The following is a 19,563-nucleotide window of genomic DNA, read 5'->3' as shown; positions in this document are numbered from 1 at the left end:
CCGCTAGCCTGGCGGTTGGCGCAGTGCGGCCTTCACGGCCTCGCCCAGCTCGATGACGGCCAGCGCGTAGTAGGCCGACCAGTTGTAGCGCGTCACCACCCAGAAGTTCTCCGTGCCCAGCACCACCGTGGGTGGCTCGCCGCCGTTGTGCAGCTCGATGACGGCCAGCGGCCCGACATGGTTGCGCGCGGCGCCCGTGGGTTCGGCGCCGGCGGCCAACAGTTCGGCGACGCTGAAAGTGGGCTTGATGTCCGGCGCCAGCAGCCGCGCACGCTCGGCCGGGTCGACCGGCAGCGTGACGCCGTAGTGTGTGGGCTGGCCGGGCTTCCAGCCGAACTCGGCCAGGTAGTGGGCGATGCTACCGATCGCGTCCGCCGGGCTGGCGAGCAGGTTGATGTGGCCGTCGCCGTCGAAGTCGACGGCGTACTTGCGCCAGCTGCCGGGCATGAACTGCGGCCAGCCGAGCGCGCCGGCATAGCTGCCGCGCACGTCCGTGGGGTCCAGGCCCTGCTCGCGCGTGAGCCTGAGGAACTCGGCCAGCTCGCTGCGGAAGAAGGCCTGGCGGTCGGCGGCGCGCGGGTGGGCGGCGGGGAAGTCGAAGGCCAGCGTGGCCAGCGCGTCCAGCACCTTGAAGCCGCCGGTGATGCGGCCATAGAAGGTCTCGACGCCAAGGATGCCCATGATGACCTCGGCCGGCACGCCGTACTGGCGCTCGGCCTTGGCGAGCGCCGCCTCGTGCTCGGCCCAGAAGGCGACACCGGCCTCGATGCGTTTGGGCTCGATGAAGCGGTCGCGGTAGGCGTTCCAGTTCTTGGCGGTCTGCGTCGTGGCCGGCAGGATCAGCTGCCTGACCTTGGGCAGGTTGCTCGCGGCAGCCAGCTGCCGGTGCAGTTGAGCGGCGTCCCAGCCCTCGGCGGCGGCGAGGTCGTTGGCGAAGGCGACGAGGGCTGGGCGGGTGCCCAGCGGCTTGGGCGGCGGCTCGCGCTTGGGCTTGGCCTGCACCTGGGCCACGAGGCCGAGGGACAGGGCCAGGCCGGCGCAGAAATGCGGGATGAGGCGGATGCGTGTCACGGCAACAGCATACGGGCCGCGTCGGCCCGGGGCGTTCAGCTGTAGTTGAACTCGAATTCCTGCTCGAAGGTGTGCTCGCCCTTGCATTGATAGCCGGCCAGCGCGCGCAGGATCACGGCGCGGAAGTAGTCCATGAACTTGGAGGCAGGTGGGCGCGATGACATCGTCTCGAAGTCAACGGTCTCCACGACGCCCCCGCGCGTCCTGACCACCGCCCGGATGCGCACATTGCCCGACCATTGAAGGGTGCCGACCTGGGGCTTTTCCATGTGCGCGCAGTGCAATTGCTGGACATCGAGCGCCGGCAGCGGCGCCCCGTTGCGTCCCTTGTCCTCACGGGTGAACTTCATGCCCTCGGGCGGTTTCTCGGGCAGCTGCATCACGTCCTTGCGCGCTGCATCGTTGAACTCTCGCTGGCGCGCCAGGGCTTCGTTCACCAGCGTCTGCGTCAGGCGGTTGCCGGCCAGCGCTTCACGCAGGGCCGGCGTGGCGTTGGGGCATTGCGCCAGCCAGAGCCGCTTGGCCGCGGCCTCGTCGGCTTCGGCGCCGCCTTGCTGCAGCAGGGCCATCACTTCGCCGACGGCTGCCGCATTCGTCTTCAACAGGTGGCTCATGCGCCGCAGATACGGCGGCAACAGCACATAGCGCTCGCGTGTCAGCGTGCCGGGCTGGCAAGCCACCAACGTCAGCGTCGGGGCGAAACTGGCGACGATCCAGGCCGTGGCACCGGCCGCGTCGGGTTGGTTGACGCGGAGCTTCACGCTGGGGTCGGCCAGCAGCGCCTGCACGACCAGCGGGTAGCCGCCCGCCGCAGCCAGCATCAACGGGGTGCGGCCACGCTGGTCGATGTCGGTCAGTGACAGGTGACCTTCGGCGCTGCGGACGAGGGCCGCGATCTCGTCCGCCGCGGCGCGTTCTGCGTCTTCGGGCGTCTTGTCGGGCTTGCCGCTCTCAAGAATGCGGCGAACTTCGACGTCCAGGTCCTCGATCAACTGCCGCGGTGTCCTGGCGGTTTGCGCCTGCGCGGTTTGATGAAGCGCGGCGAGCAGCGCCAGCAGCAGGGCGCCGACGCATTGCAATGGGCGTAAGGGCATTTGCGTCAATCGACCTTGAATTGAAATACCTGCTCGAAGACGTGGTCGCCTTCGCATTGGTAGGCGGCCAACGCTTGCACGACGGCACTGCGGAAGTACTGCGCGACGTGCGGATTCGGCGTACCGGACGAGATCACTTCGAAGTCGACCGCCTCAACGACGCCGGCGCGGGTGGCGATCACGGTCTTGAACGTCAGCTCACCCGACCAGGGCATGGCGCCACGCAACGGCGGCGCAGGCGTGCGAATACACCGGAGCTGGCCAGCGGTGCGCGGCTTGCCCTCGCGAAGCTGCACGAACTTCATGCTGTCAGGCGGAGTCTGCGGTATGCCGGCCACGCCCTCGCGCAGCGCCTTGCTGAAGCGGGACTGGCGGCTCACGGCGTCGTCCACGAGCGTCTTCAGCACCTCATCGCTCGCCAGCGCCTGCTGCAGTTCTGTTGGCGTGTTCGGACAGCGGGCCAGCCAGGCGCGTCGGGCGCCTTCGGGGTCGGGCCGTGCGCCGGCGTCTTCCAGCAGGCGCACGATGCCGGCCAACGGCGAATCCTTGGGCTTCAGCAGTGCCGACATCCGCAGCAGGTAGGGCCGCAGCAGCGGGTATCGGTCCAGCGTCAGGTTGCCGGGTTGACAAGAGGCTAGCGTCAGTGCGGGCGCAATGGTGGCATGCATCCAGGCCGTCTGGCCGGCCGCGTCTTTCGTGTTGACGAGCGCCTTGACGATGGGATCGTCCAGCAAGGCCTTCACCACGAGCGGATAGGCGCCACTTGCGGCCAGCATCAGTGGCGTGCGGCCTTGGTCGTCGCCGTCGATGAGTGCCTCGTCGCCGGGCGAGCGCCTGGCCCATGCGGTGATCTGCTCGGCGACGGCGCGCTCGGCGTCGGCAGGCGTCCGGTCGTTGCGGGGTTTCTCCAGCAGCTGTCGTGTCTCGACACCGAGGCGGTCGATGAGCTGCCGGGGCGTCTGCGGGGGCTCAGCATGGGCGGCCTGAGCGGCGCACTGCGCCAGCAGGACGGTCATCATCGGCAGGAAGACGCGCATCGATAAGCGGGCGGAGGTTTCGCGACGGCGCGCAGTGTCACCCGAATTGGACGGTCAGGGCCTGAGCATGCGGGCCGCTTGGTGAAATTCACGCCAGGCCGGTGCTGGTGCATCTGCCGCATAGCGTGAGCGCTCCAGCCGCTCCAGCCACTGCGCCGCGGGTTCGGCCTTCTGGCCATGCTGATGTCGCAGCGTGCGCGCCCAGGCGGCCGGGCTCGCATGCGCGGGCAATGTCACCCCCGCGCGGGCGAGCAGCGCCAGGATGCGCGCCCGCTGCCGGCTCCAGGCGTCGTGCGGGCGGCTGCTCCAGCGTATCCACGCGGCCGACGCAATGGCAAGCGCGAGGATGACGCCGGCCAGGGCCTGGCCGAGGGCGGCCCACTCGGGGCGCTCGAAGCCGAGCTTTTTCAGCAGGTCGAACTGGTTCTGGCGCGAGTAGTTCAGCACCAGCTGCTGCCAGCGGTTGTTGACGGTCTCCCAGCCGTTGCGCAGCGCCCGCCACAGCGTCGGGTTGAGCTGGCCGAAGACCCCCGGCGACGGCTGCAGCGCCTGGCCCTGCGTAACGCGGTTGGGCGCCACCGCGGCGGTCGGGTCGCTGCGCACCCAGCCGCGGCCGTCGACCCAGTACTCGGCCCAGGCGTGGGCGTTGGCGTTGCGCACGACGAGGTAGCCGTCCTGCGCCTCGGGGTCCCAGCCCTGGAAGCCCGTGACGATGCGCGCCGGCACGCCCATGCCGCGCATCAGCACGACGAAGGCCGAAGCGAAGTGCTCGCAGAAGCCCAGGCGCCGGTCCAGCCAGAACTCGTCGATGACGTGGGGCGACTCCTCGCCGTAGCGGCCGGGCGAGAGGGTGTAGATGAACTCGTTGTTGCGCACGTGCGCCAGCAGCGCGGCGGCCAGCGCCTCGGCGCGCGGCCCCGGTGCCAGGTCGGCAAAGCGCGGCTGACCGGCCAGCTCGCGGGCCCAGGCGAGCGTGCGCGGGTTGCCACCCGCGGGCAGCTCGAGGTTGCTTTGCTGCTGGATGCGGTTCAGGCGCAGGCCAGCCTGCCAGCTCATGTGGGCGCTGGTCTCAAGCCGCAGCCGTTCGGTGATGGGCCGCGGCGACAGCCATTGCAGCTCGGGCCCGCGCGTGAGCGTCAGGTCGGGCAACGGCAGGTCGGTGCCTGGCCCGCCCGGGCTCATCTCCAGCAGCGGCAGCACGGGGATGCGCAGCGGTTCCAGCGTCAGCTCATAGCGCAGCGCCGGGCCGCTGAGGGCCAGGTCGTCGAGGCCGCGCAGCCAGCTCTGGCTGACACGGGGGTCGGGCACGCGCCAGGTCTTGCCGTCGAAGCGGCTCAGCACCGGGCCGCGGAAGTAGCGCTGGTCGGGCGGCGGCGCCGCGCTGCCGTCGAGGAAGCGCAGGCGCAGCGCGATGCTGTCGTCGTTGGCGATCTCGTTCATCGCGCCGAACTCCAGCTGGTTGGACAGCCCGGTGCGGCCGATGGCCTCGGTGGGCACGCCCCACAGCGGCGCGATGCGCGGGAACAGCACGAACAGCAGCACCATGACCGGCAGGCCCAGCGCCGTCGTGCTGGCCGCGCGCCGCGCGGCGATGGCGATGCTGGGCACGCCGGTGGGCATCTGCGCCAGCACGACGGCGGCCAGCAGCCCCCACAGCGACAGCAGCGCGCCGATGGCCGTCAGCAGCGACTGCGAGTACAGGAACTGCGTCAGCACGAGGAAGAAGCCGAGGAAGAACACGACGAAGGCGTCGCGGCGCGCGCGCAGCTCCAGCGTCTTGAGCGCCATCAGCATGACCAGCAGCGTGATGCCGGCCTCGCGGCCGACCAGCGTGCGGTAGGTCAGCCACGTCAGCGACGCATAGAGGGCGACGATGGCCACCAGCCACCAGCGGCTGGGCAGCGGCCTCTGGCGCCAGGCCAGCTGCGCCCGCCAGCCCAGCACGATGGCCGTCAGCGCCGTGCTCCACCAGGGCAGGTGGCCGGCATGCGGCGCCATCACGGCGGTGATGACGCCGAGCAGGAAGAAGCTGTCGCGGGTGTCGCGCGGCAGGCGTTCCCACCAGGCCTGGATCGCGTTCATCCGACGTGCCCCGCGAGGAGTTCCAGGCAGGCCTGGCGGTGCGCCGCGCCGAGCGACGGCGCCAGCTCGCGGCCGGCCAGGCGCAGGCCAAAGGGCTGGCCGCTGCGCTCCGCGGCCAGCACCCAGGCGGTCAGGCGGGACAGCCGCGCCTCCACGTCGCGGCCCTGGGTGTCGCGCCAGTCCAGCCAGAGGTCCTTAGCCAGCGGCGCCTCGGTTTCGCGCACCCACAGCGGCAGGCCCTGGTCCAGCGCCAGCGCGGACTTGCGCCACAGGATCTGCTTCATCGAGTCGCCGCGGCGGTAGCTGCGCACGCCGGAGAAGTCGGTGCCGCTGGCGGACTGGCGGGTCGACGCGGCCTCGCCCGCGCCGGCCTCGGCCTGGGCGGGGAAGGGCGCCAGTACCTCTTCGGGCCGTGGGTAGACCCAGACGCGGCTGGCGGGCCGCCAGTAGCTCCAGGCGCGGAAGAAGCCGAGCGGGAAGCGCGTCGTGACGACCAGGCGTGGCAGCTCGCGCAGGCCGCGCTGGAGCGCCGGCAGCCGCAGCTTCAGCACCGCATGGCCCAGCGCCGGCACGTCGACCCAGGCGGGCTCCGTCGGGCCGCCGTCGAGCTGCGCGCTGACGGCAATGCCGAAGCGGGCGCTGCCGGTGTTGTGCAGCCGCAGCTCCAGCGTGAACTCGTCGCCGGCATGCACGCCCTCGGGGGCCTTCAAGTCCATCTGCAGGCCGCGCAGGTTGGCGTGCGTCGTGTGCATGGACGCCAGACCCGCGCCGGTCAGCGCGAAGGTGAGGGCGTAGCCCAGGCTCAGCTGTTCGTTGATGCTTGCCAGCAGCAGCACGCCCAGCGTGCCGCAGAACGCCAGGCCGGCCACTGTGGGGACGATGTAGACGTTGCGCTGCGTGGTCTGGTGGGTGTCGGCCGGCGGTTGGCGGGCCTGCCACCAGGCTTGCCAGCGGGAACGGATTGCAGGGAGGACGGCCATGGCCGAAAGAATAGAGCGTGAAGCGCGCCGGCCGGGCTATGGCGGCGAGACGCGCTGCAGAAACTGTGGCGGCGTGACCCTCGGCAGGCGCAGGGCGTGGGCTGCCGTGAAGTTGCGCAGGCCGCCCCACAGCGCCTCGTCGCCGATGAGCACGCACCGATGCTTGGCACGCGTGACGGCCACGTTCAGCAGGTTGGGCTTGCCGGCGGCCCACTGCGCCGCGCCGATGCTGCGTGCGTCGCAGCCCAGCACCAGCCACACGATGCTCTCTTCCTTGCCCTGGAAGGTGTGCACGGTGCCGATGCGCTCCTTGCACCAGTGGCGCAGCTCGGCGGCCGTGGGCGGCTGGACCTGACCGCCCGCGGCCTTCACCCAGAGGTCCCGCTCCTTCAAACGGTGGACCAGCGCCTGCTTGATGCGCTTGAACGGCGAGATGACGTAGATCGGCGGCGGCTTGCCGGTGCGGGTGAACAGCGCCAGCACCGCCTGCTGGACCAGGTCGACCTGGGCCTCCACCACCTGCTTGTCGCTTGCCGGGCCGGGCGCATGCACCCAGGCGCTGGGGCCGGTGTCCAGGCTGTCGCCGGGTGGCAGGCGCGCGCGGGGATCGCCCGGCGCGAAGAAGATCATCTTGCCGTCGTAGGCGATGTCGTTGGCGATGGAGAACATCGGGTCCACGCAGCGCCGGTGCACGCGCAAGGGACAGCCTATCCATTGCCGGCGGTCGTCCGCGCCCACCCAGGCGCCGATCGGGTTGGCTTCGTCGGCGAGCTTCTGCACGGAAACGCGGTGGGGCGACACGTCCATGTCGGCCGGCAGGCGGCTGGTCTTCTCGAGGGCTTCGAGCAGCTTGATCGGGACCGTGAAGACCGGCTCGATCTGCAGAGGGTCGCCAACGACCACGGCGCGCCGGGCCCGCCACAGTGCGCCCACGGCGGCCTGCGGCACGGCCTGGCCGGCCTCGTCGATGAACAGCCAGCCCAGCGAGTCCGCGCCGAGGTGCCGGAACTGGCGGGCAAACGACGCAAAGGTGCTCGACACCACCGGGACGAGCATGAACAGGCTGCGCCACAGCGTGAGCGCCGCGTCGCCCGGCCCCTGCAGGCGCCTGCCGTCCAGCAGGTGGCACAGCGCGACGATGTTGGCGCCGAAGCCGGCGCCGGTCTTCAGGACCTCCGCGAGCCAGGCCTCGTGCAGCTGCAACGCGGCGACGAAGAGGGCCGAGCGCTGCTCGTTGACGAGCGCGCTGTGCCACAGGCCCTGGATCTGCCAGCGGTCGTACTCCAGCTCGTCGAGGTGCGGCGGTTCAGCCGCCTGGGGGAACTGCTTGGCCAGTTCTTCCCGTTGCCGCACCGCGCCCGCCCATTCCCGCTCGCGGGCGGCCAATGCGGCTTCGGCCTGGACGGCGGCGGACTCGGCCTGCGCGAGCAAGCGCTTCGCCGCAGTCCTCGTCGGCTCCACCTCGTAGCGGCGGCGGATCCACCGGCCTTGCTCCTGCCGGTTGGCCGCCAGCTCCGCAGCGTGCGCGCGCTGGGCCTTGCGATCGCGCAGCCGCGCCCACCAGCCCGGCCGGCTTTTCTCGATCAGCGCCTCTTCGGCCTGCAGCAGCTCAAGCTGCCGCTGGCTCAAGGCCCATTCCTCGTCGAGGCGCGCAAATTCCTGCTCGGCGGCCTCCACGGCATGGGTGGCGGCGGCCAGTGCGTCGACCGCCGTGGCGATGAAGGATGCCTGCGTGACGCCCGCCAGCCGGTGCTGCAGGCCGGCGTACTGCTCGAGCCTGGCCAGCGTCTCCCTGCAGGAATCGTCCGCCGCGGTGAAGGCCCGTTTCGCCTCGGCGAAGCTCGGCCCCGAATACGCGGCGCGCCAATGCCAGATGGATTGATGGCGCGCAGGGTCGTAGCCCTTGGGCGGCTTCTCATTGGGCTTGGGGCCCGCGAAGCGGAGCCCGCGGACGAATGCGTCACGGTTGCGCTTGTTGCCCAGCGCACAGGCGACCAGGCCCCAGCTGTTGTCGTCCGATGCCCTCGGAAGCTCGTAGGCGCCCTTGCTGTTGCGCTCGAAGAGGTTGCGGGCCACGGGCTGCAGGTAGCTCACCCTGGCCTGGCCCGACGCATCGCGCCAACCCGCTTCGCCGGCCGGGGCCGGCTTGCCCAGCGACTTGTTCCTGGGAAGATCCCTGGAGATGTTCTCCACGGCGGCGTTGTTCGACGACGCCACCACCATCTCGAAGCCGATCAGCTCGTCCTTCAGGACAGCGACCGTGCAGTCCGGCACGCCCTCGAACGACACCGTGGCACGGTCGCGCTGAAAGGCATCGGCCGCCGTGCCGCACCGGCCCAAGGCCCGCGCGCGCCGGACGACGTTCTCGGCGACGAGGTCGCGCAGCAATGTCGTCTTGCCTGTGCCCGGTGGGCCGTTCACCGAGAGGATGCCGCCGCGATCCAGGCGCTCCAAGACGCTGTTGATGGCGAACTGCTGCATCAGGCTCATCGCATGCGCCGGGTTGTCGGGCCAATGGCCGGCATTGAGATGCCGTGGCCGCAGCCGCTCGGCCAGCTCGCGCCGGCCGGCCGCCTGATACAGGTCCAGCCGGGCGGCCTCGGCGCCGGGCGTCAGGTAGGTGCGCAGCGCGGCGCCGGCGGTGCCCCGCTCGATCGACGCGATGGCGCGGGCGATGTCGTCGGCGAAGAAGCTGTTGAGGATGCTGATCTCGGTGTCGCCCGCCGCCTCGCCGTCGTCGTCCTCGTCCTCCCCCTCCGCCGTGCTGCCGACCTTCGGCGGGCCCTTCGCGGCATCGGCTGCCGGCTTGGCCTTGTCCTCGACGCTCTTCGCGCGCACGACCACCACCGGCGCCCTGGCATCGTCAGCCGCCGGCTCATGGCCGGACCAGGCCACGGTGATCCGCAGCAGCGCGAGCAGCTCTGCGGCGCTCAACGGCGGCGAGTCCTGGCCCGCAGCGTCGGGAGACCGGGGCAAGGACGCGCGGAAGCTCCGCACGTCGCGTTTCAGCGCTTCCAGGTCGGCCCTGAAGGCGTCGAAGTCCAGCCCGCCCAGCCCGTGCCGGGCGATCCGTCCGAGCGCCCACGGCACGGTGGACACGGCCAGGTCGTCGAGCAAAGGCGAGCCGTCGGCACTGACCCGAATGCTGGCGCTGCAGGTCAAACCTTCCAGCTCGCCGCGCTCGTCCTGGTCGAAGGCTTCCGACGGGCTCAGGCTCGCGCTGATGACGCGGCGCGTCACGTCGGCCAGCTCCGCCTTGTCGAACACGCCGAGATAGACGTCGAAGCCGCTGAGCTTGCGCCCCTCAGGCACCGGCGCCGACCACAAGGCCTGCGGCGAGAGCGCCGCGAGTTGCGCCGCCGACAGCGGCCGCACGCTCCACTCGGCGTCCTTGTCCTCCAGCACCTGCCGCTGCAGGTCGTACGGGATGAAGAACTCGACCTTGTGCCAATAGCCCAGGATGCCGACGTGCCGCGACGGCGACGCGCCATGAAACTGTTCTTTCAACCGCTGCTCCCTTCCGTCCTCGCGCCGCCGATCGGGCATCGGCGCTTGCGTGGAGTCCGGAAGTTAGCTTAACGCGCGGCGGCGGAGGCCTCCCGGCCGTCAGGGCGCCGCGCCGCTGCCTGTGTTGGCGTACTCGGCCAGCCGGCGGTTGCCGGCGCTGCCGTAGTTGACCTTGTTGCTGGCGTTCCAGTCGGCCCAGGGCGCGGTCTTCTTGATGTGGCCGCCCAGCGCCACCTCGCGCACGATCATCTGCCCCGTGGTCGAGCCGTTCTGCGGCCACTGGCGGGCGAACGACACGCTGTTGCTGCCGCCGGTGGTCGTGAACGAGCCGCCCTTGAACAGGAAGCCCTTGTTCGCCAGCACATGGCTGGGCGCGGCGATGACGCCGGTGCTGGTGCGCGCGTTCGTGTAGCGGATCTCGCAGGCGTCGAACACGGCCGTCATGTCGCCGAAGATGAAGTCGACGTCGCCCTGGATGAAGCTGTTGCGCACGTAGGTGCGCTTGGCCGAACCGGCCAGCCACAGCGTGTCCTGGTTGCCGAGCAGGCGCACGGTGTCGAGCTGCACCTGGTCGCCGCCGTTGTTCAGGTAGGCCACGGCCTGGTGCTGGCCGTTGGCCGCCGCGTTGTTCTCGCCGTAGGTGTTCTGGATGGTCAGGTTCTTGATCTGCAACTGGCTCGCGTAGCTGACCACGGTCGCCGTGCAGTTGGTGCCCAGCGTGCTGCGGCCGCCGCAGTCGTTGTAGTAGCCGCTGACGCGGCTGGGCGCACCGCTGCCGAAGTCGGCCGTGTTGCCCACCGCGGCCTTGAACGCCGAGCCGGTCATCGCGTAGTGCGCGCCGAGCTGCAGCACCACGCCGGTCTGGCTGTCGCCGTAGACGGTGAGCGGCACGCCGGAGGGAATGACGACCAGACCCGTGTAGGTGCCGGCCTTGATCTGGATGTACTTGCGCGTGGTGCCGCCGGCGGCGATGGCTGCGTTCACGGCGGCCTGCACGGTGCGGTACGGGCCGCTGGGGCTGACCACGTAGTCGCCGGTGCTCTTGGTGCCCACCGTGCCGGGGCTCCAGCTGCCGAGGAAGGTGGCCAGCGTGTAGCTGCCTTGCTCCGCCGACGACAGCTGCGGGCGCGTGGCCGTGGACGTGGCGGACCAGGCCGGCAGCGCGGCGGATGCGGCGGCGGCCAGGGCCAGCTTGATCACGGCGGAGGGGTGGATTGCAGTCATGACCAGGTGTCTCGTGGGTGGTATGCGGGGCCCGGAACCGGGGCGACACATGCACCGACGTGCTGCGCGGCATGGCGCAGTGGCTGACGTGCAAACATGCCTGGCGATGGAGACGGCCAGGCGGGCGCGATTCTGCAAGTCGCCTGGCCGCCGAGGCACTATGGGTTTCCCCGGTGTGCGTCGTGCGGACGCTCGCCGATGCTGCGCGCCGTGATGCGACGCGCCGCAATCCTGGCCACGCTCGGCGGCCTTGCCGTGGCCGTGCTGCGGCCGACCGCGCCCGCGGACGCCCCGCTGGCAGGCCGCCCCGAGCAGCCGGCCATTGCTGCCGCGCTGCCGCGGGCTGAGGCACTCGCGGCGCCGTATCCGCCTGCGGTGCCAGTCGCGGCGGCGGTCGCGCCGGCGGGCGTCACGGTCGAGCTGTGCGGGACCGGGCGCATGCCGTTGCGCGGTGCGGGCAGCGTCAGCGGCGGCGATGCCTTCGACGACTTGCCCGACCCCGTGGGCCGCCTCGCGTTGCAGGAGCTGCAGGAGCGGCTGCTGCGCGTGCTGGCCGCTGGCGATGCCCGCCAGCGCGTGGCCGCATGGCTGCTGCGCCAGCCCGCGGTGGCCGACCCGGCGGCACAAGCCGCATGGGCCGCCGCCCTGCTGGCCGAAGCCCGTGCCGGTGGCGACGCGCAGGCGCTGCGCTGGGCGGTGGCGGCCTGCGGCCACACCGACGACGCCGCGCGCTGCCGGCGCGAGCTGGCCCTGGCACGGGTGCAGGCCGAACCCGACAACGGCTTGCACTGGCTCGAATGGGCGCACGAGGCGTCGAGCGCGTCAGAACAAGGCGAGGCCTGGCAAGGCGTATTGCGCGCGCACCGCTGGCACGAGCATCCCGGCGGCCTCACGGCCGTGACGCAACAGGCGCTGGCGGCCATGCAGCCGGTGGCGCCCGCCTACCTGCGCGCCCGGCTTGCGCGCGAGACGCTGGGTCGCGACACCGCCGAAGCGCCCGCCGGACAGGTCTGGCTGGAGCAGCAGTGCGGCCCAGGCCATGCCGACTGCGCGCCCCTGGCCGAACGCATGGCCGGCACGGCCGATTCCGCGGCGCTGTTGACGCAGGCCGCGGTGCTGGGCCGGCAGGCCGGCTGGGCCGAGGCACGCGTGCAGGCGCTGACGGCGGCCACGCAGGTCTTTCATGCCCAGTTGCCGAGCTGGCCCGAGGCCGAGCGGGCGGTGCTGGCCTGCAGCGGCGCCGAACCCCCACTGGCGCATGTGCAGGCCGTGGCGCGGCGCGGCGAAGTGCCGCGCGTGCGCTGAATTGCCGGCGGGTGCCCTGCTCAGCCCCTGAAGCGGTACTGTTCCAGGGATGCCGCCTTCATCGTGATCGAGAAGCCCGGCGCTGCGGGCGGCATGTAGGCCGCGCCGCGCACGACGCAGGGGTCGACGAAGTGCTCGTGCAGATGGTCCACGTACTCGATGACGCGGCCATCCCGCGTGCCGGCGATGCACAGGTAGTCGATCATGGACAGGTGCTGCACGTACTCGCACAACCCCACGCCGCCGGCGTGCGGGCACACCGGCAGGCCCAGCTTGGCGGCCATCAGCATGACGGCCAGGATCTCGTTGACGCCGCCCAGCCGGCAACTGTCGATCTGCACCACGTCGATGGCGCCACGCATCATGAACTGCTTGAACAGGATGCGGTTCTGGCACATCTCGCCGGTGGCGACCTGCATGGGCAGGACGGCCTGCCGGATGGCGCGGTGGCCTTCGACATCGTCGGGGCTGGTCGGTTCCTCGATGAACCAGGGCTTGGCAAAGGCCAGGTCCTTCAGCCAGTCGATGGCGACGGGCACGTCCCACACCTGGTTGGCGTCGATCATCAGCTTGCGGTCCGGCCCCAGCACCTCGCGGGCGATGCGCAGTCGGCGGATGTCGTCCTCGCGATCACGGCCGACCTTCAGCTTGACGTGGTTGAAGCCGGCGTCCACGGCCTCCTGGCAGAGCCGGCGCAGCTTGTCGTCCGGATAGCCCAGCCAGCCGGCGGACGTCGTGTAGCAGGGGTAGCCCTCGCGCTCCAGCGTGGCCAGGCGCTCGGCCTTGCCCTCGGCGGCGCGGGTCAGCAATGCCAGCGCTTCGTCGGGCGTGATGCAGTCGGTGATGTAGCGGAAGTCGATGCAGCGCACGAGTTCTGCGGGGCTCATGTCGGCCACCAGGCGCCACACCGGCTTGCCCTCGGCCTTGGCCCACAGGTCCCACACCGCGTTGACGACGGCGCCCGTGGCCAGGTGGATGGCGCCCTTGTCGGGGCCGATCCAGCGCAACTGGCTGTCCGACGTGACGTGACGCCAGAAGCGGCCCATGTCGGCGGCGATCCAGCTCAGCTCCAGGCCGACGACGAGATGCCGCATGGCCTCGATGGCCTTGCAGCAGATGTCGTTGCCGCGGCCGATGGTGAAGGTCAGGCCGTGGCCTTCGAGGCCGGGCTGGTCGGTCTCCAGGATGACGTAGGCGGCCGAGTAGTCGGGGTCGGGGTTCATCGCGTCCGAGCCGTCGAGGTGCTGGGACGTGGGGAAGCGCACGTCGACCGTGCGCAGATTGGTGATGCGTGTCATGCGGCAACCGTCTTCTGGGTCTGGACCCCCAGGCCCTCGATGCCCAGGCGCATGGTCTGACCCGGCTTGAGATAGAGCGGTGGCTTCTGACCCAGGCCGACGCCGGGCGGCGTGCCGGTGGAGATGATGTCGCCGGGCTGCAGGCTCATGAACTTGCTCAGGTAGCTGACGATCTGCGCCACGTTGAACACCATCGTGCGCGTGTTGCCGTTCTGGAAGCGTCGGCCGTCGACCTCGAGCCAGAGGTTGAGCTGCTGCGGGTCGGCGACCTCGTCGGCCGTGACCAGCCAGGGGCCGATGGGGCCGAAGGTGTCGCAGCCCTTGCCCTTGTCCCACTGCGTGCCGCGCTCCAGCTGCCATTCGCGCTCGGACACGTCGTTGACGACGCAGTAGCCGGCCACGTGCTGCATCGCGTCGGCTTCCTCGATGTAGCGCCCGCCCTGGCCGATGACCACGCCGAGCTCCACTTCCCAGTCGGTCTTGACCGAGCCGCGCGGGATCTGCACGTCGTCGTCCGGGCCGCAGATGGCGCTGGTCCATTTGGCGAAGACGACCGGCTCGGTCGGCACCGGCAGGCCGGACTCGGCGGCGTGGTCGGCGTAATTCAGGCCGATGCAGATGAACTTGCCGACGCGGCCGACGCAGGGGCCGACGCGCAGATCCTGCTGGGGCGTGCCGTCGACCAGCGGCAGCGTGTCGATGTCGATGCCGCGCAGCCGTTCTAGGCCGGCGGGCGTGATCACGTCGCCGGCGATGTCATCGACGAGGGCCGAGAGGTCGCGCACGCGGCCTTGCGCGTCGAGCAGGCCGGGACGTTCGTGGCCCGGGGAGCCGTAGCGGAGGAGTTTCATGATGGTGGTTCCTTAGTCGTAGAGAACTGCGGCGATCTTGGGGTCGCGCAGGTTGGTCTTGTCGTACCAGTAGTAGCCGGTATCGATGGCCTTGGGCAGGGCCTCGCCCTTTAGCGCCTTCACGGCGGCCTCGACGGTGCGGTAGCCGATGCCCACCGGGTTCTGCGTGATGGCGCCCGCCATGGCGCCGCTGGCGATGGCGTCCTTCTGCTGCTTGCCTGAATCGAAGCCCACGACGACCACGCCGCTGCGCTTCATCTCGCGCACCGCGTTGACGACACCGATGGCCGAGCCCTCGTTGGTGCCGAACAGTGCCTTCAGCTTGGGGTTGCCTTGCAGGATGGACTTGGCGACCTCGGTGGACTTGAGGTGGTCGCCACCGCCGTATTGCACGGTGACGACGCGCACCTTGGGATAGGCGGCCTTGAGCCGGTTGACGAAGCCTTCGACGCGCTCGATGCCCGTGCGGCTGGTCTGGTCATGGCCCACCACGGCCACCTCGCCTTCGCCGCCGATCAGCGCGGCCAGCTTGTCGGCGGCCAGTGCGGCGGCGGCGCGGTTGTCCGTGGACGCGGTGGCCAGCGGGATGTCACTGTCCACGCCCGAGTCGAAGGCGATGACGGGGATCTTTGCCGCGTGCGCCTTGCGCAGCAGCGGGATGGTGGCCTTGCTGTCCAGCGCGGCGATCGCGATGGCCTGTGGCTTCTTGGCAAGGGCACCGGCCAGCATGTCGATCTGCTTGTCCACCATGGCCTCGCTCTCGGGCCCTTCAAACGTCACGCGCACCTTGTAGTCCTTGGCGGCCTGCTCGGCGCCGGACTTCACGGCCTGCCAGAACTGGTGCTGGAAGCCTTTGGAGATGAGGGGGATGTAGACCGTGGGTTGCTGCGCTTGCGACGCGGTGGCGGCGAGCAGGGCGGCGGTCAGCAGGAGGCGGCGGCGCATGGGTTTGTCTCTTGTCGGTGTTACTGAGGCTGCTTCAGCGGCGGCGAGGCGGTGAAGGACTTCATCAGGTAGACGTAGTCGTGGCCGAACTCGCGGCCGCTGATGAGGTCGCCCACGCGCGCATCACCTCGGGGAACGGCCAGCTGCGTGTTGGCCGCACAGGTGGGGGGCGGCGGGGGTGCGTTGCCTGTGGAGCGGCTGGTGCAGTTCCAGGCCGTGCCGCCTTCCAGGGCCTGCAGATCGACGTGCACCGTGCCTTCGCCCACGTAGGTGCCCATGGGCCGCACGTTGGGCATCCATTCGATGGGCTCGCGCCGGCTGTGGAAGTTACCGCCGAGCACGATGACGCGAGCGTTCTGGCGCATCAGCGCGTTCAGGCTGAGGCCGGCGGCCTTCTCGTAGTCGGCCTGATCGGGGTAGCTGCCGGTGGGCTGGTGGTGATGCAGCTTCAAAGCCCCTGCGGCCTCCTGGGCCTGCAGCCATTGGTGAAGTTGCCACATGGCCTGCGAGGCGCGGCCGTCCTGGCTCTTCCACTGCCAGCTGTCGGGTTGGCGAGCGTCCTCGGGCATCTCCAGTGACACGGCCAAGCTGGTCGGCTTGGCGGCGATGGCGCTCTGCACGAGGCATTGCACGAGCTGCGGCACTTCCTGGGTGCCGTGGGCTTCGCCAAGGTAGAGATGCTCGAACGATGCCAACTTCTTGAACCCGGCATCGTCTGGGCAGGCGGCCGCGACCAGGGTCGGCAGCAAAGCAAGCAGCAGAAGCGTTCTCATCGGTTCAGTCCTTTCCGCGCCGCAGGATGTCGACATAGACGGCCAGGACGATGATCACACCCGTCACCGCCGTCTGCCACTCCTGCGTCACGTTGAGGATGCGCAGGCCGTTGGCCAGCACGCTCATGATGAAGGCACCGATCAGCGTGCCCAGGACGGATCCACGGCCGCCGACCAACGAAGTGCCGCCGATGACGACGGCGGCGATGGCGTCCAGCTCGTAGCCCTGGCCCAGCGCCGGCTGCGCGGAGTTCAGCCGCGACGCGATCAGCAGGCCTGCGATGCCGCAGATGGCACCGCCCACGGCGTACACCGCCACCTTCCAGCGCTTCACCTGCAGGCCCGACAGCCGCGCGGCTTCCTCGTTGCTGCCGAGCGCGAAGGCATAGCGGCCGAACAGCGTCTGGCTCAAAAGCCAGCTTGCGACTATGGCAACGGCGAAGAGGATGAGCACCGAGTTCGGAATGGGCAGGGCGGGCAGCACGTTGGCGAGCAGCGAGTCCTGCGCGATGGCTTCGAAGCCCGGCGTGTCCAGGAAGTAGATCGGCTTGCTGCCCGAGATGACGAGGGCCAGGCCCTTGAGCAGCATCATCATGCCCAGCGTGGCGATGAAGGGCGGCACGCGCAACTGCGCGACGAGCCAGCCGGACAGCCCGCCGCAGGCCGCACCGCAGGCAATCGCCGCGAGGATGCCCAGCGGCAAAGGCATGCCCCAGTTCGTCAGCACCACGCCGGTGACGACGGCGCAGAAGGTCATCAGGCAGCCCACCGACAGGTCGATGCCGCCACTGACGATGACCAGCGTGCAGGCGATGGCGAGCACGCCGTTAACGGCCGTGGCCTGCAGGATGCTGACGAGGTTGTCGGTCTGCAGGAAGTTGTCCGACATGAGGCTGAACACGACCATCAGCGCGACGAGGCCGGCGAAGGCGAGCAGCCTTTGCAGTGCGGCGGGAGAGAAGGGGAGGGTTGTCATGCGGGTTCGGTCTCGCGGCGCGTGGCCAGGGCCATCAACGCTTCCTGCGTGGCCTCTGCAGCGCTCAGTTCACCGCTGATGCGGCCCTCGCACATGACGAGGATGCGGTGGGCCAGGCCGAGCAGCTCGGGCAGCTCGGAGGAAATGACGATGAGCGCCTTGCCGGCGGCGGCCAGCTCGCGCAGTAGGCGATGGATCTCGGCCTTGGCGCCGACATCGATGCCGCGCGTGGGCTCGTCGACGATGAGGATGTCGCAGTCGCGCAGCAGCCATTTGGCCAGCGCGATCTTCTGCTGGTTGCCACCGGACAGGCGCGCCACCGTCTGGCCCAGCGACGGCGTCTTGATGCCCAGGCGCTGGACGAAGGCCTGCGCTGCGCTCTGGCCGGCACGGCGGTCGATATGGCCTAACGCGCCGGTGAAGCGGGCCAGGCTGGGCATCAGCAGGTTGGCCTCCACGTCCAGCCCCGTCGCCAGGCCCAGGCCCTTGCGGTCTTCGGACAGGTAGGCGATGCCGTGCCGCACCGCATCGGCGGGGCTGCGGATGTCGGCGGGCTTGCCGTTGACGAGCACGTCGCCGCCGTCGCGCCGGTCGCCGCCGTCGCGCCGGTCGGCACCGAAGACGAGTCGGGCCAGCTCCGTACGGCCGGCGCCCATCAGCCCCGCCAGGCCCAGGATCTCGCCACGGCGCAGCGTGAAGGACGCCTCCCGCACGGCGCGGCCGCGGCTCAAGCGCCGGGCCTCCAGCACCACGGGCGCGGCGCTCAGGTCGGGCGCGGCGTGTGCGGTCTGCTGCAGCTCGCGGCCCACCATCAGGCGGATCAGCTCGTCCATCTCTGCGCCGGCCATGTCCTGCGTGGCGATGAGCCGGCCGTCGCGCAGCACGGTGACGCGGTCGGCGATGCGGCGCAGCTCGTCCATCTTGTGCGAGATGTAGACGATGCCCACGCCCTCGGCGCGCACCTGGCGCACCACGCGGAACAGCTCTTCGACCTCTTCGGGGTTCAGCGCCGCGGTCGGCTCGTCCATGATGAGGACGCGGGCCTTCAGCGACAGCGCCTTGGCGATCTCCACCATCTGTTGCTGGGCCACGCTCAGGGTGCCGACGGCGCGGCGCGGGTCCAGCGACAGGCCCAGGCGCTCGAAGATCACCTGTGTGTCGGCGAGCTGGCGGGTGTGGTCCAGCCGCCAGCCGGTGCGCCGGCGCTCGCGGCCGATGAACACATTGGCCGCCGCGCTGAGGTCCGGCATCAGCTGCAGCTCCTGGTGGATGAGCGCAATGCCAAGGTCCTGCGCCTCGCGCGGGCTGCTCAGGCGCACGGGTTTGCCGTCGAGCAGGATCTCGCCGGTGTCGGCCGCGTGCACGCCGGCCAGGATCTTCATCAGCGTGGACTTGCCGGCGCCGTTCTCGCCCATCAGCGCATGCACCTCGCCGGCCTGCAGGTCGAAGTCGATGCCTTGCAGCACGGTCACGCCGCCGAAAGCCTTGCCCAGGCCGCGGGCTTCGAGCAGGTTCATGGGGCCGGGTGCGGCTGCTTGTCGGTTCGCGCCGTCAGATCGTCACGCCGCCATCGACGCAGACCGCCTGGCCGGTGATGAAGCGCGAGGCATCGCTGAGCAGGAAGACGACCAGCGGTGCGATGTCGTCCACGGTGGCGAGCCGCCCCATGGGCTGGCGGGCGATGAAGTCCTTCTCGGCCTGCACCGGGTCGGCCGCGGCGGCGATGCGCCCGCGCAGCGAGGGCGTGTCCACCGTGCCGGGGCACAGCGCATTGCAGCGCAGGCCCTGCTTGACGAAGTCGGCCGCGACCGCCTTGGTCAGGCCGATGACGGCGGCCTTGGTGGTGCAGTAGGCGAATCGGTTCGGAAAGCCCTTGATCGACGACGCCATCGACGCCATGTTCAGCACCGCGGCGCCAGCGCCAGTGCGTTGGCTTTCGGCCAGCATGCCGGGCAGGAAGGCGCGCAGCGTGCGCAGCATGCTCTTCACGTTGAGGTCCATGCTGAAGTCCCAGGCCGCCTCGTCGCAGTCCAGCACGCTGCCGTGGTGCACGAAGCCGGCGCAGTTGAAGAGGCCGTGCAGCGGCGGCAGCTCGGCAGCCAGCGCGTTGACGGCCGCGGTGTCGCGCACGTCCAGCAGCGCGGTGCGCAGCCGGGCGCCAGCGCCGGCTTCGGTCACCAGCGTTTGCAGGCCTTCGGCCTGCACGTCGGTGGCGATGACGTCGGCACCGGCGGCCAGGCAGGCGAGGGCGCTGGCCCGGCCTATGCCTTGCGCTGCGGCGGTGAGCAGGATGGTTTTGCCGGTGAGGCCGGCAGAGGAGGGGGGTGTCAGCGTTGTCACGGGGCAAGTCTAAGATGACCAGCCGAATTGGCCTTACCGGGTAAACCCCATCGGGGCTGATTCTAGTTATTGGTAAGGCC

The 19,563-nt window shown here is 70.3% G+C and carries 15 protein-coding genes; 1 reads left to right on the top strand and 14 read right to left on the bottom strand.

All coding sequences use genetic code 11. The features are described from left to right. Nucleotides 1–3: 3 nt before the first annotated feature. The 7 genes from mltB to ASD35_RS21500 all read right to left on the bottom strand — a co-directional run bounded on the left by mltB (nt 4) and on the right by ASD35_RS21500 (nt 10,995). Complete coding sequence (gene mltB / locus ASD35_RS21530) at nt 4–1,071, bottom strand: lytic murein transglycosylase B (protein WP_235538415.1); 1,068 nt, start codon at nt 1,069–1,071, stop codon at nt 4–6. Nucleotides 1,072–1,106: 35 nt separating this feature from the next. Then, nucleotides 1,107–2,165: an ankyrin repeat domain-containing protein gene (locus ASD35_RS21525; RefSeq protein WP_162254502.1), complete on the bottom strand. Its 1,059-nt coding sequence runs from the start codon at nt 2,163–2,165 to the stop codon at nt 1,107–1,109. Nucleotides 2,166–2,170: 5 nt separating this feature from the next. Next, on the bottom strand, nt 2,171–3,202 hold the full coding sequence (locus ASD35_RS21520; protein WP_056876975.1) for an ankyrin repeat domain-containing protein: 1,032 nt from the start codon (nt 3,200–3,202) through the stop codon (nt 2,171–2,173). Nucleotides 3,203–3,256: 54 nt separating this feature from the next. Continuing rightward, nucleotides 3,257–5,284: a DUF3488 and transglutaminase-like domain-containing protein gene (locus tag ASD35_RS21515; RefSeq protein ID WP_056876974.1), complete on the bottom strand. Its 2,028-nt coding sequence runs from the start codon at nt 5,282–5,284 to the stop codon at nt 3,257–3,259. Continuing rightward, on the bottom strand, nt 5,281–6,264 hold the full coding sequence (locus tag ASD35_RS21510) for a DUF58 domain-containing protein (RefSeq protein ID WP_056876973.1): 984 nt from the start codon (nt 6,262–6,264) through the stop codon (nt 5,281–5,283). Before ASD35_RS21510 ends, ASD35_RS21515 begins: the two co-directional genes overlap by 4 nt. A gap of 36 nt (nt 6,265–6,300) precedes the next feature. Further along, complete coding sequence (locus tag ASD35_RS21505) at nt 6,301–9,771, bottom strand: DEAD/DEAH box helicase (RefSeq protein WP_157275696.1); 3,471 nt, start codon at nt 9,769–9,771, stop codon at nt 6,301–6,303. A gap of 99 nt (nt 9,772–9,870) precedes the next feature. Then, nucleotides 9,871–10,995: a pectinesterase family protein gene (locus ASD35_RS21500; RefSeq protein ID WP_157275695.1), complete on the bottom strand. Its 1,125-nt coding sequence runs from the start codon at nt 10,993–10,995 to the stop codon at nt 9,871–9,873. Nucleotides 10,996–11,208: 213 nt separating this feature from the next. On the opposite strand from ASD35_RS21500, the gene ASD35_RS21495 reads away from it, so the two are divergent. Further along, on the top strand, nt 11,209–12,300 hold the full coding sequence (locus tag ASD35_RS21495) for a hypothetical protein (RefSeq protein ID WP_157275694.1): 1,092 nt from the start codon (nt 11,209–11,211) through the stop codon (nt 12,298–12,300). 20 nt (nt 12,301–12,320) lie between these two features. Here the strand turns inward: ASD35_RS21495 and ASD35_RS21490 are convergent, their stop codons facing one another. Genes ASD35_RS21490 through ASD35_RS21460 form a run of 7 tightly spaced genes read right to left on the bottom strand, consistent with a single transcriptional unit; the run spans nt 12,321 to nt 19,483 of the window. Next, nucleotides 12,321–13,598: an L-fuconate dehydratase gene (locus ASD35_RS21490; protein WP_056876970.1), complete on the bottom strand. Its 1,278-nt coding sequence runs from the start codon at nt 13,596–13,598 to the stop codon at nt 12,321–12,323. After that, nucleotides 13,595–14,449 carry an ureidoglycolate lyase gene (locus ASD35_RS21485; RefSeq protein WP_056876969.1) on the bottom strand — a complete coding sequence of 285 codons (855 nt, stop codon included), beginning with the start codon at nt 14,447–14,449 and terminating at the stop codon, nt 13,595–13,597. The genes ASD35_RS21490 and ASD35_RS21485 overlap by 4 nt, the downstream gene beginning before the upstream one ends. 12 nt (nt 14,450–14,461) lie before the next feature. Continuing rightward, on the bottom strand, nt 14,462–15,394 hold the full coding sequence (locus ASD35_RS21480; RefSeq protein WP_056876968.1) for an ABC transporter substrate-binding protein: 933 nt from the start codon (nt 15,392–15,394) through the stop codon (nt 14,462–14,464). A gap of 20 nt (nt 15,395–15,414) precedes the next feature. Next, complete coding sequence (locus ASD35_RS21475) at nt 15,415–16,167, bottom strand: hypothetical protein (RefSeq protein ID WP_056876967.1); 753 nt, start codon at nt 16,165–16,167, stop codon at nt 15,415–15,417. A 4-nt stretch (nt 16,168–16,171) separates the two neighbouring features. Then, on the bottom strand, nt 16,172–17,143 hold the full coding sequence (locus ASD35_RS21470) for an ABC transporter permease (protein WP_056876966.1): 972 nt from the start codon (nt 17,141–17,143) through the stop codon (nt 16,172–16,174). Next, complete coding sequence (locus ASD35_RS21465) at nt 17,140–18,660, bottom strand: sugar ABC transporter ATP-binding protein (RefSeq protein ID WP_056876965.1); 1,521 nt, start codon at nt 18,658–18,660, stop codon at nt 17,140–17,142. Before ASD35_RS21465 ends, ASD35_RS21470 begins: the two co-directional genes overlap by 4 nt. 34 nt (nt 18,661–18,694) lie before the next feature. After that, entirely contained in the window at nt 18,695–19,483 is a 789-nt protein-coding gene (locus ASD35_RS21460) for an SDR family oxidoreductase (protein ID WP_235538414.1), read from the bottom strand. Nucleotides 19,484–19,563 lie beyond the last annotated feature (80 nt).

Origin of the sequence: Pelomonas sp. Root1444 (genome assembly GCF_001426885.1) — a bacterium.
Lineage (GTDB): Bacteria > Pseudomonadota > Gammaproteobacteria > Burkholderiales > Burkholderiaceae_C > Pelomonas.
Note: the sequence above shows the minus strand (reverse complement) of the source record. Positions and strands in the feature narration are given on the sequence as shown.